The sequence below is a fragment of the Acidobacteriota bacterium genome, assembly GCA_016208495.1.
GTDB lineage: Bacteria > Acidobacteriota > Blastocatellia > Chloracidobacteriales > Chloracidobacteriaceae > JACQXX01.
This window is the reverse complement of record JACQXX010000086.1, coordinates 44493-68815: the sequence shown is the minus strand read 5'-3', so window position 1 is coordinate 68815 and position 24323 is coordinate 44493. Positions and strand designations below refer to the sequence as shown.

The following is a 24323-nucleotide window of genomic DNA, read 5'->3' as shown; positions in this document are numbered from 1 at the left end:
GGAAAAAGGAAGGGGGTGGAGTCCGGCTCACTTGACGGCGCTGGGTTAAAACGGCGTCAAGTGAGCCGCACTCCAAAGTTTTATCAGGCGGTGCGTGAAATCGCCTGCTGCGATTCACCGGATTTTTCCGCTAATGCAGCCTGAGCGGCTGCCAGACGGGCAATCGGCACCCGGTAGGGTGAACAACTGACGTAATTCATCCCAACCCGGTGGCAGAAATTGACGCTTGACGGTTCGCCGCCATGTTCGCCGCAAATCCCAATCTTGATTCCAGGACGGGCACTGCGGCCTTTCTTGACACCAATTTCAACCAGTTGGCCAACCCCTTCCTGGTCAAGAACCTGGAACGGATCGTCTTTGAGAATCTTGTTTTCGACATAGAACGGCAGAAACGTTCCGGAATCGTCGCGCGATAATCCAAAGGTCGTCTGCGTCAGGTCGTTAGTTCCAAAGCTAAAGAATTCGGCAGCCACGGCAATCTTGTCAGCCGTGAGTGCCGCCCGTGGCAGTTCGATCATGGTGCCGACCAGATACTCAAATTTTTCACCGGTGGCATCCATCACTTCGTTGGCCACCCGCCGGACAATATGTTCCTGACGGACAAATTCTTGCACGTCGCCAACCAGTGGAATCATGACTTCCGGCAAGACCTTGACGTCGTGTTGTTGCACGTGCGCTGCCGCTTCAAAAATGGCCCGGGCCTGCATTTCGGTGATTTCCGGATAGACCAGTCCGAGTCGGCATCCACGGTGACCAAGCATTGGGTTGGCTTCGCGCAGGGCTTCGATCTTGGCTTCAACTACTTTCGGAGTGAGGCCGACTTTTTTGGCCAGCAGTTTCATGTCTTCAACCGAATGAGGCAGAAATTCATGCAACGGCGGATCCAGCAAGCGGATGGTGACCGGTAACCCGTTCATGGCGGTGAAAATACCAATAAAATCTTCACGCTGCATCGGCAGTAACGCGGCCAGTGCGCCCATAAAAAGCTGTTTGGGTTTGACAATTTTCTTGTCGAGTTTGGCTTGTTGTTTCTTGAGTTCAGCCAGTTTGTCTTTGCCACCGCCCGCTTTGGCTGTCTCCTTGGCAATTTCCTGATGGACCAGTGACCGTTCAGAGTCAAGCCGCTTGTACTCCGAAGCCACCATAATCATCTGCCGGACCATATCAATGCGGTTGCCTTCAAAGAACATATGTTCGGTGCGGCACAGTCCGATTCCTTCAGCCCCGAATCCACGCGCCACGTGTGAATCGTGCGGCGTGTCGGCATTGGTTCGGACATTGAGCGTTCGGAATTCATCGGCCCAGCTCATAAACTCGCGGAAATCACCGGTGATTTCAGGTTCAATCAATGGGACCTGGCCTTCGATCACGCGCCCGGTTGAACCATCGAGCGTGATGTAATCGCCTTCTTTGATGATGCGGTCACCAACTTTGAAATGTTTGGCATCATAATCTATCTGCAAGCTTCCACAGCCAGCAACACAGCATTTACCCATACCACGGGCAACTACGGCGGCGTGACTTGTGAGCCCCCCACGAGCTGTCAAAATCGCCTGGGCGGCCACCATTCCATGATAATCTTCCGGTGACGTTTCAACCCGGACCAAAATGACTTTTTCACCGGCATTGCCACGGGTTTCAGCCGTGTCGGGGTCAAACACCACCGTTCCGCCGGCAGCACCAGGACTGGCCGGCAACCCGGTCGCCAGCAAGTTCACTTCGGCTTCCGGATCAACGCGCGGATGTAAGAGCTGGTCAAGCTGAGCGGGTTCAACCCGCAAGACGGCATCGGCTTTGGATAAAATTCCTTCGTGAACCATATCCACGGCGATTTTCACGGCTGCGGGGCCCGTGCGCTTGGCATTGCGGGTTTGGAGCATCCACAATTTGCCGCGCTCGATGGTGAATTCCAGATCCTGAACATCCTTATAATGCCGCTCCAGAGTTTCGGCCACCCGGGCAAATTCGTTGTACACTTCCGGCATTTCATCATGCAGGTGGGAAATCTTGGCTGGGGTCCGGATACCCGCGACCACATCTTCACCCTGGGCATTGGTCAGATATTCGCCAAACAGCAACCGCTCACCAGTCGAAGGATTGCGGGTAAAGGCCACCCCCGTTCCTGAATCCTGCCCCATGTTGCCAAAGACCATCGCCACAATATTGACGGCGGTGCCCAGGTCGTCCGGAATTTTGTTGACGCGGCGATAGTCCACCGCCCGTTTGCCAAACCAGGACGAGAAAACGGCCTGGATCGAGAGTTCAAGTTGTTTATAGGGATCGCTGGGGAAAGATTGACCGGTTTCTTTAAACACCACCGACTGGAATTTGACGACAATTTCCTTCAAGTCATCGGCGGTCAGATCCGTGTCAAGATGAACGCCTTTATGGTGCTTGGCATGCTCGAAAATGTGATCGAATTTTTCACCCGGAATCCCAAGCACGATGCGCCCAAACATCTGGATAAAACGACGATAGGCATCCTGGGCAAACCGTTCGTTGGAGGTTAACTTCGCCAATCCCTGAACCGTCACGTCGTTGAGACCCAGGTTCAACACGGTATCCATCATTCCCGGCATCGAAAACTTTGCGCCCGACCGAACTGAAACCAGCAACGGATTTTCAGGATTGCCAAAACCCTTTCCGGTCGCTTGCTCAACTGTTTTCATGGCGGCCAGGACTTCGTCCCACAACCCGGCGGGAAATACTTTTCCTGCTGAATAATATTCATTACAGGAATGAGTGGTGATGGTAAATCCTGGCGGAACGGGCAAGCCGGCCAGCATCATTTCAGCCAGACCTGCGCCTTTCCCACCCAACAGATCTTTCATTTGGCCGTTGCCGTCGGCAGTGCCATTCGCAAAGAGATAAACTCGCTTTGTTGATTTTTCAGCCATTGGTATCTCCAAACTTGAATATAGTGAATAGTCAGTAGTCAGTCGTTTGTGGAATCGAGCACAGAATGCAAAGCGAAGGGATGAAGGGGCGATGTACGAAACTATGAGGTATGAACTATGAGGCGGAAATAGAGCTATTTCACTGGTTAAAAATCATGTATCTGTCATAATTCATCATTCATAATTCATCCTTTCCTTAAGAAGACCGACTAAAGTGAAAACTCTCGCAATTGCTTGAGCACGGTGTAGGCTTTCAATTCGCGCTCTAAAGATGTTCGAATCAGATGCTGGTTTAATTCTTCCAGGACACGTCCCGTCTGCGGCTCGATGAGAACCGTGGCAAATTCTGCGGGAGGACATCGCAAAATGCGCCCAATAAGATGACGTGAGGCCGGTGAAAGAGCCAACCCGCGCCGCTCGCTACAACTGGCACACTCCGGTGTACCGTCTCGTGCCAGATACAATGATTCCTGGTTGGGAAAGTCAGTTCCGCAGGTAACACACAGAGATAAATCGGGATAAAAGCCGGAGAGCTTGAGCAGCCAGGTTTCAAAGTATCGGAGCAAAGCGTCAGTGGCGTCAAGTTCAGACTCAACACAGGGCAGCAAGGCGGCCAGGAGCCGATACACGTGATCGTTGGGCTGGTGCGCAGGCAAAAATTCGGAAATCAGTTCGCTCCAGTAGCTAAAAATCGCCGCAATTTCCGGGTTGGCCGCCGCCTCAAAATGAGATTTCACCAGTTCGCAATCAGCCAGTTCCACCAGATCACGGCCCTCGCGTTCGCGAAATTTGAGATGGACCTGTGAAAAGAGTTCCAGCCCGGCGCCATATTTGCTCTTCATTCTTCGTGAACCATGAGCGACAGCACGAACGACGCCAACCTGACGGGTAAAAAAGACACAGACTTTATGATGTTCTGAGAAAGGGTAGGTCCGCAGGGCAAAAGCTTCGGTTTCAATGGTTGGCATAACACGTGACCTGAGCATTACTTGGGAACAGATTGGAGTCTGGATTGTACCAGCCCCAGGTTACGAGCGGCGACTGTCGAATCCGGGTTGAGTCGGAGTGCCTGTTGAAACTGGGCTTCGGCCTCCGTGAGTTTCCCCAACCGCAGCAAAACCACACCATAATTGTTAAACCCTCGATCAAAATCCGGATACTGGTGTGTTAACGCCTGATACAACTTCAAGGCGGCATCCATTTGATTGGCCTGCACCCGAATATCAGCGGCAAGTAATTGCGCATCAGGAATAATTGGACTGAGTACCGCCGCCCGGTCAGCTTCGGTGACGGCTTGTTCCCAGTTCTTCTCCAGCGTCCAGAGCCGGGCATTGAGCATGTGAACGTGTGCCCAGTCATCCGCCGGAGGGACTAATTGAGGCGGCTCAAATCCGAGCAAATACTCAATTCGATTGCGGCAGTCGAGCGTTTTCCCTTCCTGAAAATCAATCTGGCATAAGCCCCAATGCCCGGCAAAAGATGCAGGGGAAAGGGTGAGGCAGTTGTCAAACAAGCGTCGGGCCTGGGGAAGCTCTCCGCGCTTCAAGAAGATATCACCCAGAATGGTATACCCCAATGAGCTTTTTGGATCCGTTTCGATAAAGCGGGTAAACAGGGCTTCATTATTGGCCCAATCCAGATTGCGCCGCGTCGTTATCCCAATATATCCCACACAACAGACCAGCAGAACCACAGCCGGGAGGAACTGGCCGATGGCCGGTTTGTCAGAACGAAACGTTGAAAGCACATACCGCTCCGCCAGCCAGGCAATCACAATGGCATACCCGACTGACGGCAGGTAGAGAAACCGCTCGGCCACCAGCGATCCAACCAGAAAGACAACATTGCTAAACAGACCAAGGGTGACGAAAACAAATCCGATGGCAAAAGTGACGATTGGGGCCCGGCGATAGGCAAGAATGGCCCCCAGAGCCAGCCCAGTCACCCCAAACACACCCAGCCATGACCGCCAGTTTGGGCTCGACAAAACTCCAAATGAAAGTGGGTCATAATAGGGCCGGAGCGGGTACCCGATGACCAGCAACCGGAAATACTCCAGGCTCATGGATGCCATGGTGGACAGGCGTCCCCAGGAGGAGAGTTTCGCCATTTCTGGAAGGCTAATCTCAGAACTTTGGCTCAGGATTTGGCCAGCCATCGAACGCAGCCCAAAATAGATCGCCAATCCCCCAACAAAACCCACATACGGCACCGCCAGCTTGAGGAATCGCACACCGAATTGACGCAACTCAGCCGCACGTTCAACCCGGAACAAATCTAACCCAAACAACAATACCGGCAAGACGATGATGGATTCCTTGGTCAGCAACCCGATCAAATAGGCGACAATCGCCGCCAGAAACAAACCGGATTTGCGGGCAGGCCGCGTGGCATCCTGATATTCCTTCCAGCACAACCAGGACACCCCGCAACAAAAAGCCGCCAAAACTTCGCCACGTCCAATCACATTTGAAACCGCTTCGGTGTGAACTGGATGAATCGCGAAGATGATTCCCGCGACAGCCGCCAGCGATAAACTGATCTGATATCGGACGAGTAAAAAGTAAAGGAGACAACTATTGGCCGCATGCAGCAGCACATTCACCAGATGGTAGCTCCAGGGATCGGCTCCGCTCACCAGATAGTTGAGAACAAACGTCATCATCAGGAATGGCCGATAGGCAGCAGCGCCCGCATACCAGGTGTCCCAATACCCAATCAGAAAAAGTCTGGGGATATTGGAAACACTGCGAATGAGCGGGTTTTTCTCAATAATCAGCACATCATCATAAGCAAATCCGTTTCCGATTGAATTCAAATAGACCAAAACTGATAGAACCGCCAGCCCAATGATGGTTTTAGCGGGTGAGGCCAGGACCGATTCCACCATTGAAAACAGAACCGGAGGCCCATTCTGGAGGACTTCAGATGACTGTGGAGGGGACGAATCAGAGGGTTCTAAATCCGACATGGCAAGTTCTCAACCGAAAAAGCAAACAGGCTTCCATCAGTTTTAGTCAGTAGCTCACTAATTTCACTGAAATGAGTTACTTAACCATTTTCTAGCACAAACGTTTTATCAGTATGCGAGGGGAAAAGAAAGAAGCCGCAACTCTAGCGTGGAACCAAATCCAAGGTCAAAGTGATTTCAATCACACACCGCCGCTTTGCACCAGGAAACAGTCAAATAGTTCTATCAAATAAATTTAGCGATCTACTGACTACTGACTACTGACTACAAACTGGTATTACTTTGGCGACGATTGCATATCTTGTCGTACCTGTTCGAGGTTATGAGCCGCTTCGGTTGATTTTGGGTTGAGTTGCAGGGCACGTTGAAACTGGCGTTCGGCTTCCACCAGTTTGCCAAAGCGCGCCAGAGCCACTCCATAATTGTTAAATGCCTGTTCAAACTCTGGAAAACGAAGGGTCAAGGTTCGCAACTGTTCCAGCGCCGCCTCATTTTGATTGGTCTCCAGCAAAATATTGGCCAGCAAGACCTGGGAATCATACGCTTTAGGATTTAACTCAATCGCTTTCTTCACTTCGATCAGCGCTGCATCCCATTCCTTATTTTTGGCTAAAAGCTGGGCATAGAGCTCATGCACCAGCGCCCAATCCGAAGCTGGCGGCTTCAGGTTAGGGGGCTGAGCAGCCACGAGTTGGCGTGCCAGATACTTGCCTTCTTCAATTTGCCCGGTTTGAACTGCTACCCGACACAGACCAAATTTTCCAGCAAAGGCAGTCGGGGTGCATTCCAGACTTTTGCGAAACAACTGACCTGCCAGCGCATACTCTTTTCGTTCAAGGGCATAGTTTCCCAAGACCGAATATCCAAGCGGGCTCCGGGGGTCAGTTTCGATAAACCTTGAAAATAAGGTCTCGCTATCACGCCAATCCAAATTTCGACGCGAAGTGATAAAGACATAGCCAACACACAGCATCACCAACGTAACACTGGCAATGGCTTGAACCGGGAGCCGGGCTGTCGCCCATTTTTCAGAAAACAAAAACTGTTCGGCTGCCCAGGCAATCAAAATCACGACTCCGACCGAAGGCAAATAGAGTTGCCGTTCCGCGATAATTGACCCGATCAGCACCAGGATGTTGCTCACGACACTGATGGTTACAAACCAAAAGAAAATCGCAAAAGTAACAACCGGATACCGACGATAGGCTTTGACCGCGATTGCAATTAAACCGAGTACTCCCACCAGCCCTGCCCAGGAACGGAGCGTAAAGTGGGACACAACGGTAAAGTGATTGGGATCATAAAAGGGTCGCAACGGATACCCAATGATCAGCAAGCGTGCCCACTCCAGGCTCATTGACGCCATGGTGGCGCATCGCCCAAAAAAAGTCAGGCTGGCCATCTCCTGGATTTTGGCAGCCGGGTGCTGGTCAAGGACCTGGCCGGCCATAAACCGCATCCCAAAGTACACCCCCAGCACAACCACAAACCCGAGGTAGGGCAAAACCAACCGTGGGAGACGCGGCAGCAATCGTCGAACTGACAGTTCCGGGGTTTCCCGGACCACATCCAGGCTGAATAACAAGACTGGCAAGATAATGATGGGTTCTTTACTCAGCATGCCAGCGAGATAGGACGTCAGCGCACAGAGATAGAACCCGATCCGATGGATTGGGTTTTCTGATGTTTCGCGCTTCTGCCAGCACAACCACGCCAATCCAAAACCAAAGGCTGCCAGCACTTCACCGCGTCCAACAATGTTTGCCACTGCTTCGGTATGAACTGGGTGAATGGCAAACAAAATTGCAGCCATCACCGCCAGCCGTTGACTCACCTGATACCGACACAACAAGGTAAACAGCAGCCAGACGTTTGCGGTATGCAGCAGGATATTCACCAGATGAAAGCCCCAGGGTGATGGGCCCGTGATGAAGAAATTAAGCGCAAACGTCGTCGTCAAAACCGGGCGATAACTGGCTGACCCGGTCACCCAGTGATCCCAATAGCCAACCTGAAACAATTTTGGAATGTTGGCAATATTGCGGAGCAGAGGGTTTTTCTCGACGATCATCACATCGTCATAAGCAAATCCATTCCCCAATGTGTTGAGATACACCAGAATTGATACCCCAGCCAGGAGCAGCAAAATTCTGCCGGGTGATTCCAGCAGGGTGTTGAGTGCCTGCCAGGCAGCCGGTGATTCAGATCCGACTGATTCAGACGAACCTTCCTGAGTCAGTTCGGAACTTTGGAAATCTGACATAGCTAATCCTCGGAGAGAAAATAAGATGCTCTATCCACACGAGATCTTCAGATCACACGCTGCAAGGTCTTTTCGACCTGGGTATAAACTTCGGTTACATCCATTGTGGTCAAACAATTGTGATGAGGGCAAGCTTGAACGGTAAACGGGCCCTCCATCCGAAAGCAGGGGCTACAGGGAAGGTCTTTGCGGACAACAGTATGGATTGCATCCAGCGGGGCCGTCCGGCGGTAATCGGTTGGACCATAAATGGCCACAACGGGTGTTTCAACGGCAATCGCCATGTGCATCAGGCCACTATCATTGCAAATCAACATGGCACACTGCTTGACCAGTGCGGCCACCTGTTTCACTGTGGTTTCCCCAACAGCCAGGATCACCCGCTCGGTGAGCCCGCGCATGGCATCCTGGATCATCAAGGCTTCATTTGGCGAACCAAGCAGGAGCAATACGGCTTCTGGATGCTCACCCAGAAGCCGCTCACACAGAAGTCTGAATTTTTCAGGCGACCACTGTTTCCAGCGCATATTGGCCGATGTCCCCATTTGAACTCCAACCACAGGTGTTCCCTGTCGGACCCCAACCTGAGTCAAAAAACGACTCGCCCACAGGTAATCCTCTTTGCGCAAATGAATGAAAGTTTTCGGAATAAGTCGGTCTTCAGGAATTGAAAGCGCCCGGGCCAGAGCAAAATAGCGATCAATCTCGTGCTGGTCTTCGCGCATGGTGACGCGCAGGTTGTAAATGAACCCGTATCGGTCAGGCCATCCTGGGCTGCGGACATGCCCAAGGCGATAGGGCGCGCCCGAAAGGCTGACCATCGTCGCCAGATGCTGGGAATTGCTGTGAAATTCGTTGATGATCAAGTCATAGCGGTTTTGGCGAACTTCCTGAATGTGCCGTCGCCACCGCTTCCAACTGGCTTTGGCACAGACGTCATATACCCGATGGAAATAGTCGGTCCCCTCCAAAACGGCTTCACACCCGGTGTTATTGCCGACCTGCAAATCAATCTGGGCATCGGCAAAATGCTCCCGCAAGGCGCGAAGCGTCGGTGTGTACATCAAAAAATTGCCCAGTCCAAGGTAGGCGCAAATGAGAATTCGCTTGATGTCACGCGGAACAGGTTGATTCACGGTGGGTTGCAACCCCAGATTCCACATTTCCCTGACAAAAGCTCAGACCCCATTGAAGTCTTTGGATTTCTTTTTCGTGTTTTTCGTGTATTTCGTGGTTGCCTGTTCTGAAATTGGATCTCTCCGGGTGACTTTCGATAAAAACGGGAAGTTGTATTTTTACAGTCCCTTAGTGGTTAGTGGTTCGTGGTTCGTGGTTAGAAATCAATATTTTCGAAGAAGAACCAGGAACCAAGAACTAACCACTAATCACTAACCACTAACCACTTTCTTCATTCTTTATTCAAAAGGGCTTCCCACGATGCGCTCAAAGCCGATGAAATCAGTGTAGGGTGGGGGTACGCCGTCACCACGCAACACCATGGCAATCTGGCCGCGATGATAGGCGCCATGAAAAGCAACGTGGACCAGAACATCCCGAACCGCTGTCTGATATTCAGTTCCCTGGCTGTTGCGATAAACCGCCTTCCGGCCAAGGTCCTCTGCGGTCAGGCTGCCTAAAAACGTGGTATAGGCTTGGCGCATCCGGTCAGCCAGGTGTTCACATTCGGCAACGCTCACATCCGGCCAGAAATTCATGCCAAAGGTGTCTTCCCCCTGCATTCGCCGTAACCAGCCCTCTTCAGCTTTGAGAATATGAGCAAATAACCGCAATGCTTTTTGATTTGGCGGAGTCCCCTGCTTGAGTCCCACCAGAATTTCCTGGTTTGCCCAGTGGGTGTATTGAAAGAGTCCACGTTCAGCCGTCAACATACAGTCTTACCCTTTTTCGGAATGCGGCAGCTTGATACCGCTTTATTTCAAGGTGTTCAGCCTCTGTTTTTGGCAAACTTCTCATCAACATACCGATTCAGAAGCGATAAGAATTCCGGCACGATAGCGGCGCCCTCCAACGTGACGACCTTTACACCGTCAACATACACCGGCGCTCGGGGGTCTTCGCCTGTTCCAGGAAGCGAAATGCCAATACTGGCGTGTTTTGATTCACCGGGTCCATTCACAATGCAGCCCATCACGGCCACCTTCATTTCCTCGACACCGGGATGGGTGATTTTCCAAATCGGTATCTGGTTGCGCAGATATGACTGAATATCTTCCGCCATTTCCTGGAAGAGCGTGCTGGTGGTGCGGCCACATCCGGGGCAGGCGGTGACGAGCGGTGTAAAGCTGCGCAATCCCATTGTCTGCAAAATTTGTTGAGCCACAATCACTTCTTCAGTGCGATCCCCACCCGGCGGTGGAGTCAGCGAGACCCGAATCGTGTCACCGATGCCTTCCAGCAAGAGCACCGACATGGCAGCCGTACTGGCGACAATGCCTTTGCTGCCCATCCCGGCTTCGGTCAACCCAAGATGAAGCGGGAAATCACACTGGGTTGCCAGTTCACGATAGACATCAATCAAGTCCTGGACTTCCGAAACTTTGGTACTGATGAGAATGCGATTATGTGGCAGGCCGTATTCTTCAGCCATCGCGGCTGATTCCAGTGCGCTGGCAATCAAGGCTTTGATCATCACGCCCCGGGCATCAAGCGGCACCGGCAAACTGGCATTTTCGTCCATCATTCGAGCCAGCATCTGTTGATCAAGCGACCCCCAGTTGACCCCAATTCGCACCGGCTTGTCATATTCAATCGCTAAATCAATGATGGTTTTGAAGTTCGCATCGTGTTTTCGGCCAAAACCGACATTGCCGGGGTTGATTCGGTATTTCGCCAGGGCCCGGGCACAGTCTGGATATTCACGCAGCAGAATATGTCCGTTGTAGTGAAAATCACCGACCAGCGGAACAAAAACCCCTTGTGTTTTCAACTGTTTATCAATTTCACCCACGGCGGCGGCGGCTTCGCGAGTGTTGACGGTAATGCGGACCAGTTCTGAACCGGCCCGAGCCAGAGCGGCAACTTGCTCGACGGTGCCAGCAATGTCCGCCGTGTCGGTATTGGTCATTGATTGAACCACAATTGGGTGAGTGCCCCCTACCCACACGCCTCCGACATTGACCGGCACTGATTTTCTGCGATGAATCGTAGCCACGATATTTCCTGACTTCCTTTCTGTGTAGTTCCACCCGATCTGTAGTGATACCAGTTTGTAGTCAGTAGTTAGTAGTCAGTAATTCACTAAGTTCATCTGATTGAATCACTTGACTATTTTCTAACACGAGTCTTTCCATCCAAAATGGTATGAGGATAAATTCCAGGGGTGGAACTTTGAATTTTTCCTAAAATGAAAATGGGCATGGTGAAAATTTGATCTGAGAGACCAGCCTTTCACAAATGCCCATGATTTCGCAAACTGATTTGAATTGTCGAGCCAGATGTCCGAAGACATCGGGCTCAGGGTATTGAACCCGACTTCTTCAGCCCTGAGCTTGCGAGTCTTCAGCCCGACTTCTTCAGCCCTAATTTCCTTTCCCTTTCTTGCCGCCACCAGTTTTTTTGTTTTTCTTGGCTTCTTCAGCGGCTGCCGCAAAGGCTTCTAAAACCGAACTGGCGGTTTGCTTGGTTTCGGCACTTGCCTTTGGACTGTCTTTGACGTCCTGCATCAGAAGCAACCCTTCTTCAAAATCCTTCTTATTACCTTCGTCGGCAATCAACTGCAACCCTAATTCATACTTCACCTCCGGGTTGTCAGGATCATTGGCCAGATAGGAGCGGAAGGTTTCCACCGCCTTATCCTTGTTGCTGATTTGGACATAAGTCTTGCCGATGTCGAGGATAATTTTCTGCTTTTCCTTTGGATCAACTTTGTAAGGAAGGACTTCCTTCATCAATTCAATTGATTTTTCAATCAAGGAGTTATCACGGGTCAAAGCACCAAAATTCCGCAAGGAACGGGCGGTCAATTCTTTATAGCTAGGCTCTTCGGGTTTCATGGCAATCGCCTTGAGGCCATAATCACTCGATTCTTTATAGAGTGCGGCGGCGGCGGCTGTGTCTTTGGCGGTGTACTTTTCGTTGCCGGCTTGTTGGAGCGCCACGGCGGCGTTGTAAGGAATACCGGCGTCAATATTGTTGTATTTCGCGGCTTCCTTAAACTCAACGGAAGCTTCCAGATAGCTCTTGTTTTTAAAGAGTTCCAGACCAGCCTTGAAGTGTTTTTCAGCCGCCGCGTTGTCATTGGTGATCTTGGCGTTTTCGGCTTCGATCTTGGCGCGTTCCTCTTTGGCTTTTTCAATCGCCACTTTTTGCTCATCGGTCAACTGGGTGGTTGGGGCGGCACTGCGGGCGACAAAGTCAGCAATCTGCTGATCAGTTGGTTTATTGCCAGTACCAGGCACGAGTTCAAAATCAACTTTGCGTTCCTCTGACACCTGAAATGGCCCAAACAATTGAGCCTGAACGTTTTCCCCAGTTGCCACCATCACATATGAGCCGCGAAATTGGAGCGTCATGACAAATTCGCCTTTTTTGTTCGTCTTTACGGTCAAGGGCTTCTGGCCTTTGATGTCTTGACGATAGGCGGAAACTTCAACGTCTTTGCGAGGTTCCGGTTTGGCGTCCTCTTTATCCTTGAACGTGACAGTTCCCCGAATCTGTATCACCGACTGGGCCACCGTGGTTGTGGTGACCGCAACGGTCAAAACCATTGCACTCAGCGTCATCAGCACAGCAGTGCGCAACTGCCAGCCGAGCCGAGTGATGCTTGCTTCATACCCTTTTTTACCCATGAGAAACCTCCCAGAAATGTTGAAAAAGTAAAAGTCCACTGTTGAAAGTTAATAGTCAGTAGTCAGTAATGCCAGTGAAGAGTTAAAGCCGTTTTGGTTCTCAGCCCAGGAACTGGGCGCCGGCTCGTAGCCCAGGGCGAGTCTTCGAGCCCTGGGAATTCGGGTCATTCCCCACCTTTTCCCCGCCCGGCCAGCCGCCGTAGGCGGCTGGCCGGGCGGGGGTGAGGAGGCAACGTTTTCCCAGGGTTGCACCCTGGGCTACGAGCCTTCCACCCGCTTCGCGGGTTCAAATCCGCTCATTTTTTTCAACTCTTAACTGGCATCAGTAGTCGAGTGTTGGGGATTTGAATTTCTTGTCAAGTGGATTGGGTTCTTATTGAGTCAGTTGCAAAGAGTTCTTTTCAAGGTCTTTGCAAACTGGAATACCTGGGTTTGGTCTACTGACTACCGACTACTGACTCACTACCTACTCACGAAAAAATGAATTCCACAAACGTTTGGCCCAGGAGCGAACCGTGTCCAGCCAGGAAACAGATGTGTGTTGAACCAGGAGGTGTCCGACGACGCGGCGAATGGCTGGGCTGCCATCGGCCATCATATTCCAACCGGGTTTCACTCGGGTGCCGAGACCTTCGAGCATGGAGGTGACACGAAACACATACACCAGTTCTTGAGGCAGATGCAACGGCAGATAGCCAAATGCGTTGCGAATGAAGCGGCGTGTGGTTTCAATCCGATCTGCCGTGCCAACTCCTTGAAAATGGAGATCCGCAATTTTGCGGGCGACAATCAATGCGGTTTCGCGGTTGGCTGCTGGATCCAGAATTCCCAGCCGGTAAAGTTCATCCACCACACCCTCAACTTCACCAAGGACACCAGCTAAGACCATTGCCATCAAACCATCGCGCATCGCCTGGGAAAGTTCCCGCACAATGCCAAAATCAAAAAGAATGATCTCGCCCCGCGAACTGACAAAAATGTTCCCCGGATGTGGATCACCGTGATAGACGCCGTTGACTAAAATCATTTCGACATAGAGTTCAACCACCTGCTCAACCAGCTTCAGCGGTTCAAATCCTTGATGTCGAAGCGTTTCCAGATCTGAGATTTTTGTTCCGGCAAGATATTCCAGAACCAGGACCGTTGGATGGCAGAGTTCCGGTACGGTTTTAGGTACCTTGACTCCAGGTCGCGTTGCCAACTGCTTGAAGAGACGCTCGGCGTTGAGCCGTTCGCGGTGAAAATCAATCTCTTCCAGCATTCCGCGATGAACTTCGGTCACGACCTGTCGAAACAGCCGGAGGAAAACCTGAATGTCCGAGGTACTGGCCGTCAAGCGGGAAAATTGCGATTCCAGAAAATTCAAAATCGCCTGAATCAAGAAATAGTCAATCCAAACCAGCGGCTCAATACCAGGTCGCACCAGCTTGACCACCACTTCCCGACCGGCATATGTCGCCTGATGAACCTGTCCCATTGAGGCCGACGCCAGCGGCTTTTCCGAAAAAGTGTCAAAGATCACGGCCAATGACTGCCCGTAAACATCTTCCAACTCAGTGCGAACCAGTTCAAACGGCAACGGATTGACACTGTCTTGAAGCGTACTCAAGGTGTCGATATAGACTTTGGGAAACAAATCTCCGCGAGTGCTGAGGACCTGTCCAACTTTGATGAAGCTCACGCCAAGGGATTCGATTTTCCGGCGGATGGTGATAGCGCGGCGTGCATGATGCGACTCACTCCGTTTAAGTGGCTTTCCAAAGAACCAGTACCGATGCAGGTCACGCCAACACGAAAGAATCACCGGTGACAGGGCCCAAACAACCTGGACTGCCCGCCGGGTAAAGACCAAACGTGAAAAGTGCCGGTGATCAGTTTCGAGAGCCGATATCGAATGAGGTTCGAGAGAGTGAATTGGATTTTGTTTTTGTAGAGGGGCAACCAAAGTGCGTTTTCCAGGCAGTTGCAGAACGTCTTTTATTCGGCTTGATTCTAATGATTTAGGCGGAATGTGACAAGTGAGTGGAAGAACGAGAAGCAAGTAGCGAGCTAGTGAGGAGCGAGTAGCGAGTAGCGAGTAGTCAACCCATAAGCGCCAGGATAAGGATTTCAGGCCCGGAGGGTCGTCGTGTAATAGCCGTGGTGCGAAGCCCACGGTCACGGTCAGGACGAGACCCAAACCCAACAAAAACGTCATTCAATACCAACGGAAAGGGCACGGGCTTTCTTATCCTGGCGCATATGAGTAGTCAACCCAGGGTCTAACGTTACGAGCCTATCCCCAAACTCCCTCCCGCGTCGTCAAATCCAGATGATACCGAATCAATGCCACCCGCGTGAGCAGGTGGCACTGACCAAATCTGAGTTTTGGGATAGGCCCTAAAGATAAATTCTTATCCTGAACTGGGGTTCACGTTCTCTCATTAAACAATTGGTTTTTGTTTGACTACTCGCTCCTCACGACTCACTCCCTCGCTCGCTATGCTCGCGATTCACTCAGCTTTCAAAAAAAATCCAGAGGGAAGCGCCCGGGCTGGTTTGAGACGCGAAGAAACAACCAGAGAGGCTTCGGTTGGGCTGACCATAAAATAGCCATGCGGTGACAATGCCTGATGCACCCGTCCCAGCGTTTGCTGAACCCCGGTGTGGTGCATATCACACAGCACATTGGAACAGACGATCAAATCAAATTGTCCCGGCAGAAACTGCCAGAGTTGGGCATCATAGAGGTTGGCATGTCGGAATTTGACATTGCGCCGGACTTTCCGGTCTAACTCCAGCAGATTGGTATTTCCTGTCTGAGGAATCGAAAAAAAGCGTTCGCGGAAATCTGCCTCCACATTGATCAACTGTGAGGCGGGATAACGGCCTACGTTCGCTTCCATCAATGACTTGCTCGACAGTTCAACCGCCAGGATTTCCACTCGCCAGTTTTCCCGGTCAGTGATTAGACATTCAACCAGCATCGCCAGCGAAAAGGGTTCTTCACCGGTCGAACATCCGACGCTCCAGAGGCGCAATTTGCGGTCGTTTTGTCGTCGTTCGATCAACGCTGGCAACACCAGCATTTGGAGTGCCCGATACTGCTCTTGATCTCGAAAAAAAAGGGTTTCACGGCTGATCACTCCTTCAGCCACAGACTGGAGTTCACCACCTGATTTGACTGCCATCCGACAGTATGTGATTTCATCGAGTCCTAGCCGCTGAGCTTTACTGGTGATGACTTCCTGCAAGGTGGCACGCATCGTCGTGGTCAACGCCCAGCCATAGACGCTCGACAAAGTACTTTCCAGAGTGCGCAGATGAGGATTGGCCAGCTTTTTTGCCATTGAATAGAAAAGTGACGTAGCGAAGTAGCAAAGTAGCGAAGTAGCGAAGTAGCGAAGTAGCGAAGTGTCATTTCTATATCCGCCACTGTCAACAATGAATCACTAGAATCACTGGATTCTATTCTATTTCACTATTTCACTATTTCACGACTTCACTATTTCGCTACTTCGCCATTTCACTATTTCGCTCTGTCTGAAAGCGATAGCCAACCCAGGGTTCGGTCAGGATGTAGCGTGGTTTGGAGGGATCCGGCTCGATTTTCTTGCGCAACTGGCCAATAAAAACCCGCAGGTATTCGGTTTGCTCAACATAATTCCCGCCCCAGACTGCCGCCAGCAACGTCCGATGCGTAAGCACTTTCCCGGCATGGCGGATCAAGTAGGCCAGTAAGTCATATTCTTTTGGTGTGAGATGAACTTCCAGGTCGTTGAGAAGTACCCGGCGGGCTTCGAGGTCAATGACAAAATCACCTGAAGTCAAAGTTGTTTTGGGCTCCGCGACCGGCACCGCCAACCGCCGCAGGGCAGCTCGGATTCGAGCCAGTAACTCATCAATGCCAAAGGGTTTGGTAACATAATCATCTGCTCCGGCATCCAACGCCTCGACCTTGGTCCGCTCGTCGCCTTTGACGGAGAGAACAATAATGGGAACGACTGAGATTGCCCGAAGCCGTTCACAGAGTTCCAGACCGCCCATATTGGGCATTGACAGATCGGTGACGACCAGATCCGGTGTCCAGGTTTTGAACACATCAAGCGCCTCAACCCCTTCAGCCGCAGTTCGGACCTCGTAGCCACGCGCCATCAACGCCCGGCGGAGAACGCGGGTAATTTGGGGTTCATCATCAACCAGCAGAATCCGTTTCGGTTCCGGCATTTCGCTCAGGTCCTTCCGGTTCATCATCGCCAATCGGAATGGTGAAACTCACGCATGTGCCCTTCCCGCCATACCCGGCTGTCATCCAAATTTTCCCGCCGTGGGCTTCCACAATTCCCTGGGCAATTGACAACCCAAGCCCCAGGCTGGTCGGATGCCCTGGATCGTTCCCCTGGGTTGGCGCCACCCGATAAAATTTTTCAAACACTTTTTCGTGTTCTTCAGCCGGGACGCCAATGCCCTGGTCTTCAACTGAAATCTGGATCAGTTCTCCAGGCAGGGTTTTGGCCGAAATGGCAATCGCGGTTTCAGGTGGCGAATACTTTGCCGCATTTTCAACCAGCGTGTAAATCACCTCAGCAATAGCGTGGGCATCAACTCGTACGGACGGCAATTCCTCTGCCAGTTCCAGGATGATGCGATGGTGGCGGGTCTGGGATTCAGCCCGCTGGAGCGCCGCTGAAATAACTTCATCAACCGCGTTCCAGGTTCGGCGAAGCGAAAATTTCCCGGCTTCAATCCGAGCCAGACCCACCAGCCCCTCAATAAACCGGTTGAGTCGGTCGGTTTCTTCATCAATGATTTGCAGAAGTTCGTGCTGGACTTCGCGGTCCAGCGCAAATTCGGCGCCCGGTTCCGTTTCGTCCAGGAGCGTCGTCACGGAAACCTTAATTGACGTCAGCGGTGTGCGCAGGTCGTGGGTGACCGCGTCGAGCAGAGCCGATTTGAGTTGTTCGCTTTGCCGAATAGCTTCAAGGTGGCTTTCGCGCTCAAAGGCTGCCTGGAGTTCGCGATACAGGCGCTCAATCTCAAGCCGTCCGGTTTCGGCTTCCTCAGCGCGTTGGCGCACGCTGGCTGACAGGTGACCTGCCGTGACTGCCGTCACCAGAAAGGCCCCGAGCGCGACCCAGTTATCCGGATCGGCAATCGTGAAGGTTCGCACTGGCGGTAAAAAGAAAAAGTTAAAACAGAGCATTCCAACGACTGATGCCAGCACCGCCTGCCGCATCCCCCACACGGTGGCCACAAACAACACGACCAGCAACAGGGCCAGCGCCACCGTGGTGCTGTTGATGTGCTGACGAATCGGCTCCAGCACAACTGTAACCAGAGCAATACCGGCGATGGCAGCGACGTAGCCAGCGCCACCTGTTTTTTGTGAAATTAAGAACGGGTTGGAGGCAAATGGCGGGTCAGGGGGTTGAATTGGAATTGTAGACATAGTGGCCTTTCAGTAAGCCAAAATGCGAAAGTGGCGTCAAGCCGCCGCACTCCATAAGGGTCAGGGTACCTCGGAATCATCCCCGGTGGGCACCACCTGGACCGTGGCATCCCGGACTTCAGTAATCAGACGGGTAATGACCGAACCTCGCACCAGTAAATCCCACCGCGAACGGGCAGTCTGACCTAAAATGATGTGGGTGATTCCTTCGCGCCGGATGAACTCAATCAGGGCATCAACCACATTGCGACCTTTGAGCTTGACGATCTGGGCGCCTAACTCTTTGGCAAATCGGATGTTTTCCAGTAGTGCCGCATTATCTTCCGGTTTGATTCGACCCGGTTCTTCAGAAGGCGTTTCGACATACACCGCATACCAGTCCGAAGCCAATCGCCCGGCAATGCGCGACCCATCCCGCAACAGTCGCTTGGCGTTGCCGTGTGAGGCCATGCACACCATCACTTTTTCAGGAATGACCGACTGGTTCAAGCCTTCACGTTCGCGATACACCTGTGCTTTCGCTGCCTGATCCTGGGCCGCCTGCCGGAGCGCCAGTTCGCGCAGTGCCAGTAAGTTCCCTTTCCGGAAGAAGTTATTGAGGGCCTGCTCGATTTTTTCGACACCGTAAATTTTCCCTTGCCGCAAGCGCGTTCGCAGGGTCTCAATCGCGACGTCCACGTTGACGACTTCATCTGCCCGTTGCAAGAAGCTATCCGGCACGGTTTCCCGGACCCGCACGCCAGTGGTTTTGACCACCACATCATTCAGGGATTCAAGGTGCTGCACATTAACCGCCGTCATGACCGAAATCCCGGCATCGAGCAATTCCAAAACGTCTTCATACCGTTTGGAATTTTTCGAGCCGGGAACGTTGGTGTGCGCCAGTTCATCCACCACCACCACGGTCGGATGGCGGTCAAGAATCGCCTGAACATTGAGTTCCAGAAACCGACTTCCACGATACTCAATGATCTGGAGCGGCACCTGTTCCAAATCACCAATCATGGCTTCGGTCTCAGAGCGTGCGTGGGTTTCAATCGCCCCGATCACAATATCCACGCCCTGTTTTTTCAGTTCGTGGGCATCTTCAAGCATTTGATAGGTCTTTCCCACACCGGCAGCCGCGCCGATATAGACCCGCAACCGGGCGCGTTCGGCTTCTTTCAATTTGGCCAGTAAGGTATCAGGTGAGGGTCGAGACATACTTTGAGGGTTCAGGGTTCAGGGTTCAGGGTTTTTAGTGCCTGGTTCTTGGTTCTTGGAAGGTATTGTTTCCAAAGTACTAAGCACCAAGTACCAGGCACTTTCTTCATTCTTCATTCTCAATTCTTCATTCCTGCGGCGTCCAGGTCGAGGTTGAGTTGGAGCACATTCACCCGAGGCTCGCCCAAAATACCAAGGTCGCGACCTTCGGTGTGGCGAGCCACCGCCTTTCGCACCTGATCTTCGGTGAGGTTGCGGGCTTTGGCAACCCGTGGGACTTGAAATTCGGCTGCCGCTGGTGAAATGTGCGGATCAAGCCCGGAACCTGAAGTTGTCACCAGGTCAATCGGAACCGGTTTCCCTGGCTGGTCAGCCTGGAATTTGGCGACGTCTGTTTTTACTCGATCAACCAGTTTGGCGTTGGTCGGACCGTAATTTGATCCGGTCGAGGCACCGGCGTCATACCCAGCCGCTCCGGCGGCTGAAGGTCGCGACCAGAAATAGTGTGGCGCTGAAAATGGCTGGCCGATGAGTTTTGAACCAATGACTTTGCCGTTTTTTTGAATCAATTGCCCGTTTGCTTTGTCGGAAAAGAAAATTTGGGCAATTCCGGTGACCGCCAGCGGATACACAATCCCAAGCAAAATCGTGGTCACCACCACCATCAGGACTGCAGTTCGAAGTATTTTCATACATTTTCTCAAGATAACAAAAAGGCCGATTGGTCGTCAGGCATTGCGTGTGAATCTGGGTTCAGAATCACCAGTCAAACCTGACGACCATCGCCGACTCAGGACAATCCAAGAACCGTTACAATCACATCAATCACTTTGATTCCAATGAAGGGAACGATCAGACCTCCCAGACCATAGATCAGAAGGTTGCGCCGGAGGAGTGCCGCAGCACTCATCGGGCGGTAGGCAATTCCTTTCAAAGCCAATGGAATCAGTGCAATGATAATCAAGGCATTAAAAATCACGGCTGACAAAATAGCCGATTGCGGCGTGCTCAACCGCATAATATTGAGCGCATTAAGCACCGGAAATGTGGCGGAAAACATCGCCGGAATAATCGCAAAATATTTGGCCACGTCGTTGGCAATTGAAAAGGTCGTCAAGGCTCCACGGGTCATCAGCAATTGTTTGCCGATTTCGACGATTTCAATCAACTTGGTTGGATTTGAATCAAGATCCACCATGTTGCCGGCTTCTTTGGCCGCCTGGGTGCCGGTATTCATGGCCACTCCGACATCCGCCTGAGCCAGTGCCGGAGCGTCGTTCGTTCCATCCCCAGTCATCGCCACCAGTTTTCCTTCGGCCTGTTCCCGACGAATAAGCGCCAATTTGTCTTCCGGCTTGGCTTCGGCCAGATAATCATCCACCCCGGCTTCACGAGCGATAGCGGCGGCGGTGAGCGGGTTGTCGCCGGTGATCATCACGGTTTTGATCCCCATCATTCGAAGCTGGGTAAACCGTTCATTCAAACCACCTTTGACGACATCCTTGAGATAGACCACACCCAACGGCTGGCGGTCGCGAGCCACGACCAGCGGCGTGCCTCCGGCTTTTGAAACCCGCTCTACCGCCGCCTGGAGTTCAGCCGACACCTTTCCAGGCTGACCATTTGCAATATACTTTTGAATGGCATCGGCTGAACCTTTTCGAATTTCGTGCCCGTCCATGTCCACGCCGGACATCCGGGTTTGGGCGGTAAATGGAATAAAATGAGCTTGATGTGAGGCCAGTTCCCGTCCCCGCAAATTGAACTGGGTCTTGGCCAGCACCACAATCGAACGACCTTCGGGAGTCTCATCCGCCAACGAGGAGAGTTGTGCCGCTTCAGCCAGTTCAGAGTCTTTAATTCCCTGAAGTGGAATGAATTCGGCAGCTTGCCGGTTCCCAAGCGTGATGGTTCCAGTTTTGTCCAGCAGCAGCGTGTTGACGTCACCTGCGGCTTCAACCGCCCGACCTGACATCGCCAGGACATTGTGTTGAATCAGTCGGTCCATTCCGGCAATGCCAATGGCGGAGAGCAACCCGCCAATCGTGGTTGGAATGAGGCACACCAGCAGCGAAACCAGCACAAAGATTGTTTGTTTGGCGCCCGAGTAAATCGCAAACGGTTGCAGCGTTACCACTGCCAGCAAAAACACAATCGTCAACCCGGCCAGCAGAATATTCAGCGCAATCTCATTGGGCGTTTTCTGGCGTTCGGCGCCTTCGACCAGGGCCACCATTCGATCCAGGAAGGTTTCGCCCGGATTGGAACTGATGCGCACGACAATCTGGTCTGACAGCACTTTGGTGCCACCCGTCACGGCTGAACGGTCGCCGCCGGCTTCACGAATGACCGGCGCGGATTCACCCGTGATGGCTGATTCATCAACCGAGGCGACGCCTTCGATGACATCGCCATCACCGGGGATAAATTCCCCGGCAATCACCACCACCACATCGCCTTTGCGCAAATCAGGTGCTGGAATCATCAATGTGGTTCCGTCAGTCAGTCGTTTCCGGGCCGAAGTTTCCGTCCGGGATTTTTTGAGTGAAGCCGCCTGGGCTTTGCCACGACCTTCGGCCATGGCCTCGGCAAAATTGGCAAACAATACGGTAAACCACAGCCACAACGTGATTTGCAGTTCAAAGCCGATTCCTGGTGCTCCAGCCATCAGATCACGCACCAGGTACAGTGTCGTCAAAACACTCCCAACTTCGACCACAAACATGACCGGATTTTTCATCATCAGGCGCGGATGGAGCTTTTTCAAAGCATCTACCGTTGCCTGACGAACAATTTTTTGATCCCACAAATTTTGGTGTTTCATATATTTAAGAGAGTCAGTAGTCAGTAGTCAGTAGATAAAACCCAGATCGTTGAATCCGTGGAATCCCTGAAAAGAATCGTTCCTAAACGATCTAAATCAAATGAAATACACGTGACAGACATCTTAAAATCCCAACACTCGACTACTGACTACTGACTAAAAAGTCTTCCCCGCCTGCATCAGCAAATCTTCGACAATTGGCCCCAGGCTCAACATTGGAAAGAAGGTCAATGCCCCAACGATCACAATCACACTGACCAGCAGCGTGGTGAACAGCGGTGTTGTAACCGGGAAAGTGCCAAGTGATGGAGGAATTGATTTTTTCCGACCCAGATTTCCAGCCAGAGCCAGCATCGGAATGATGATAAGAAACCGTCCGATCAACATCGAGAACCCAAGCGTGGTGTTGTACCAGAAGGTATTGACGCTGATTCCGCCGAATGCTGACCCATTGTTGCCGGTCGCCGATGTGTAGGCATATACAATTTCACTCAGCCCGTGTGGTCCCGGATTGGCAATCGAAGCCAGCGGTCCCGAACTGACACTGGAAATAGCCGAAAAAGCCAGAATGATCAGCGGAACAATCAATATCGCCAGCATGGCCATTTTCACATCAAAGGCTTCGATCTTTTTGCCCAGGTATTCCGGTGTTCGCCCGACCATCAGTCCGGCGATAAACACCGTGAGCACGACAAAAATCAGGATGCCGTACATTCCGGCGCCGACACCGCCAAAGACCACTTCACCAAGCATAATATTGGCCAGCGGCACCAGGCCGCCGATGGGCGTAAAGCTGTCGTGCATGGAGTTCACGGCGCCACAACTGGCATCGGTGGTCACGGTGGCAAAAAGTGCTGAGTTGGCAATGCCAAACCGCACTTCCTTGCCTTCCATATTGCCGCCGGATTGCACGGCGGAAACAGTCTGGTTTGTTCCTGACAGGAGTGGATTTCCACGCGCTTCCGCCCAGTACGCCACCGTTACCCCGACCAAAAACAATACGGCCATCGCGGCAAAGACAGCCCAACCATGGCGCGGTGAGCCCGTCATATGTCCCAGCGTATAGGTCAATCCGGCTGAAATCACGAAAATGGCCAGCATTTCAATGAAATTGGACAGCGGCGTCGGGTTTTCAAAGGGATGAGCACTGTTGGCATTGAAAAATCCACCGCCATTGGTGCCAATCATTTTTATGGCGACCTGCGAAGCCACCGGTCCCTGGGCAATGACCTGTTCGGTGATTTGTTTGGTGGTCACGCTGCCATCAGGATTGGTCGCCTGAATCGTTTGGGGTTCAACCAGCGTGACGGTTGTGTAGGGATTCAGATTTTGAACCATCCCTTGAGAAACCAGAAACAAGGCCATGACCAGGCTGAGCGGCAGCAAAATCCATAAGCTGCCTCGCACCAGATCAACCCAAAAGTTGCCGAGCGAATCGCTTTCGCAGCGGGCAAGCCCCCGGATAAATGCCACCGCCAGCGCAATTCCGACGGCTGCCGAAACAAAGTTTTGATAGGCCAATCCAGCCATCTGGGTAAAATAACTCATCGTGGTCTCACCACCATAAGCCTGCCAGTTGGTGTTGGTTGTAAATGAAGCCGCCGTATTAAAGGCCAGATCTGGAGCCACACCCGCAAGGTGTTGAGGGTTGAGTGGGAGCACTCCCTGGAGACGCTGCAGGGCATACAGCACCAGCATTGACACCACGCTAAAGGCCAGCATGGCCAGCGCATAGGTTGTCCAGGGCATTTCTTCCTTTTCATCAACTCCAGTCAACCGGTAAATGAGCCGTTCCACCGGCCTCAATACGAGATCTGGAAAGGTTGCCTCACCAGCAAAAACACGGGCCATGTACAGACCAGTGGGTTTGGTCAACACCACGATCACGAGAAAAAACAACCCGATTTGGAACCATCCGTTGAACGTCAT

Annotated in this window: 16 protein-coding genes; all 16 read right to left on the bottom strand. The window is 52.1% G+C overall.

Annotation, left to right across the window (positions count from 1 at the left end):
- Window positions 1–83: 83 nt before the first annotated feature.
- Window positions 84–2897, bottom strand: coding sequence for a pyruvate, phosphate dikinase (locus HY774_17695; GenBank protein ID MBI4750317.1), 2814 nt, complete (start codon window positions 2895–2897; stop codon window positions 84–86).
- A 209-nt stretch (window positions 2898–3106) separates the two neighbouring features.
- Window positions 3107–3865, bottom strand: coding sequence for a DNA repair protein RecO (gene recO / locus HY774_17690; protein ID MBI4750316.1), 759 nt, complete (start codon window positions 3863–3865; stop codon window positions 3107–3109).
- Between the two features lie 17 nt (window positions 3866–3882).
- Window positions 3883–5868, bottom strand: a complete 1986-nt coding sequence (locus tag HY774_17685) for a tetratricopeptide repeat protein (protein MBI4750315.1) — start codon at window positions 5866–5868, stop codon at window positions 3883–3885.
- A gap of 277 nt (window positions 5869–6145) precedes the next feature.
- Entirely contained in the window at window positions 6146–8131 is a 1986-nt protein-coding gene (locus HY774_17680; protein MBI4750314.1) for a tetratricopeptide repeat protein, read from the bottom strand.
- Window positions 8132–8178: 47 nt separating this feature from the next.
- The gene (gene waaF, locus HY774_17675) at window positions 8179–9267 is read right to left on the bottom strand and encodes a lipopolysaccharide heptosyltransferase II (GenBank protein MBI4750313.1); all 1089 of its coding nucleotides are present in this window, start codon (window positions 9265–9267) and stop codon (window positions 8179–8181) included.
- 279 nt (window positions 9268–9546) lie between these two features.
- Window positions 9547–10020 carry a DinB family protein gene (locus HY774_17670; protein ID MBI4750312.1) on the bottom strand — a complete coding sequence of 158 codons (474 nt, stop codon included), beginning with the start codon at window positions 10018–10020 and terminating at the stop codon, window positions 9547–9549.
- Window positions 10021–10076: 56 nt separating this feature from the next.
- Window positions 10077–11303 (bottom strand): flavodoxin-dependent (E)-4-hydroxy-3-methylbut-2-enyl-diphosphate synthase, encoded by a 1227-nt coding sequence (ispG, locus tag HY774_17665; GenBank protein MBI4750311.1) that lies wholly within the window; start codon window positions 11301–11303, stop codon window positions 10077–10079.
- A 367-nt stretch (window positions 11304–11670) separates the two neighbouring features.
- Window positions 11671–12939 (bottom strand): tetratricopeptide repeat protein, encoded by a 1269-nt coding sequence (locus HY774_17660; protein MBI4750310.1) that lies wholly within the window; start codon window positions 12937–12939, stop codon window positions 11671–11673.
- 466 nt (window positions 12940–13405) lie between these two features.
- Window positions 13406–14884, bottom strand: coding sequence for an AarF/ABC1/UbiB kinase family protein (locus HY774_17655; protein MBI4750309.1), 1479 nt, complete (start codon window positions 14882–14884; stop codon window positions 13406–13408).
- A gap of 547 nt (window positions 14885–15431) precedes the next feature.
- Window positions 15432–16268, bottom strand: coding sequence for a methyltransferase domain-containing protein (locus HY774_17650; GenBank protein ID MBI4750308.1), 837 nt, complete (start codon window positions 16266–16268; stop codon window positions 15432–15434).
- A gap of 163 nt (window positions 16269–16431) precedes the next feature.
- Window positions 16432–17172: a response regulator transcription factor gene (locus HY774_17645; protein ID MBI4750307.1), complete on the bottom strand. Its 741-nt coding sequence runs from the start codon at window positions 17170–17172 to the stop codon at window positions 16432–16434.
- Window positions 17114–18367, bottom strand: a complete 1254-nt coding sequence (locus tag HY774_17640; GenBank protein MBI4750306.1) for a DUF4118 domain-containing protein — start codon at window positions 18365–18367, stop codon at window positions 17114–17116. Before HY774_17640 ends, HY774_17645 begins: the two co-directional genes overlap by 59 nt.
- Before the next feature lie 60 nt (window positions 18368–18427).
- Window positions 18428–19570, bottom strand: a complete 1143-nt coding sequence (locus tag HY774_17635) for a universal stress protein (protein ID MBI4750305.1) — start codon at window positions 19568–19570, stop codon at window positions 18428–18430.
- Between the two features lie 119 nt (window positions 19571–19689).
- Window positions 19690–20262: a potassium-transporting ATPase subunit KdpC gene (gene kdpC / locus HY774_17630; protein ID MBI4750304.1), complete on the bottom strand. Its 573-nt coding sequence runs from the start codon at window positions 20260–20262 to the stop codon at window positions 19690–19692.
- 98 nt (window positions 20263–20360) lie between these two features.
- Window positions 20361–22394 carry a potassium-transporting ATPase subunit KdpB gene (kdpB, locus tag HY774_17625; GenBank protein ID MBI4750303.1) on the bottom strand — a complete coding sequence of 678 codons (2034 nt, stop codon included), beginning with the start codon at window positions 22392–22394 and terminating at the stop codon, window positions 20361–20363.
- A 156-nt stretch (window positions 22395–22550) separates the two neighbouring features.
- Entirely contained in the window at window positions 22551–24323 is a 1773-nt protein-coding gene (gene kdpA, locus HY774_17620; protein ID MBI4750302.1) for a potassium-transporting ATPase subunit KdpA, read from the bottom strand.

Excerpts from the sequence above, each read along its gene's own strand:
- HY774_17695 (MBI4750317.1), bottom strand. The coding sequence starts at position 2,897 with ATGGCTGAAAAATCAACAAAGCGAGTTTATCTCTTTGCGAATGGCACT.
- recO (MBI4750316.1), bottom strand. The coding sequence starts at position 3,865 with ATGCCAACCATTGAAACCGAAGCTTTTGCCCTGCGGACCTACCCTTTC.
- HY774_17685 (MBI4750315.1), bottom strand. The coding sequence starts at position 5,868 with ATGTCGGATTTAGAACCCTCTGATTCGTCCCCTCCACAGTCATCTGAA.
- HY774_17680 (MBI4750314.1), bottom strand. The coding sequence starts at position 8,131 with ATGTCAGATTTCCAAAGTTCCGAACTGACTCAGGAAGGTTCGTCTGAA.
- HY774_17670 (MBI4750312.1), bottom strand. The coding sequence starts at position 10,020 with ATGTTGACGGCTGAACGTGGACTCTTTCAATACACCCACTGGGCAAAC.
- HY774_17660 (MBI4750310.1), bottom strand. The coding sequence starts at position 12,939 with ATGGGTAAAAAAGGGTATGAAGCAAGCATCACTCGGCTCGGCTGGCAG.
- HY774_17650 (MBI4750308.1), bottom strand. The coding sequence starts at position 16,268 with ATGGCAAAAAAGCTGGCCAATCCTCATCTGCGCACTCTGGAAAGTACT.
- HY774_17645 (MBI4750307.1), bottom strand. The coding sequence starts at position 17,172 with ATGATGAACCGGAAGGACCTGAGCGAAATGCCGGAACCGAAACGGATT.
- HY774_17640 (MBI4750306.1), bottom strand. The coding sequence starts at position 18,367 with ATGTCTACAATTCCAATTCAACCCCCTGACCCGCCATTTGCCTCCAAC.
- HY774_17635 (MBI4750305.1), bottom strand. The coding sequence starts at position 19,570 with ATGTCTCGACCCTCACCTGATACCTTACTGGCCAAATTGAAAGAAGCC.
- kdpC (MBI4750304.1), bottom strand. The coding sequence starts at position 20,262 with ATGAAAATACTTCGAACTGCAGTCCTGATGGTGGTGGTGACCACGATT.
- kdpB (MBI4750303.1), bottom strand. The coding sequence starts at position 22,394 with ATGAAACACCAAAATTTGTGGGATCAAAAAATTGTTCGTCAGGCAACG.
- kdpA (MBI4750302.1), bottom strand. The coding sequence starts at position 24,323 with ATGACGTTCAACGGATGGTTCCAAATCGGGTTGTTTTTTCTCGTGATC.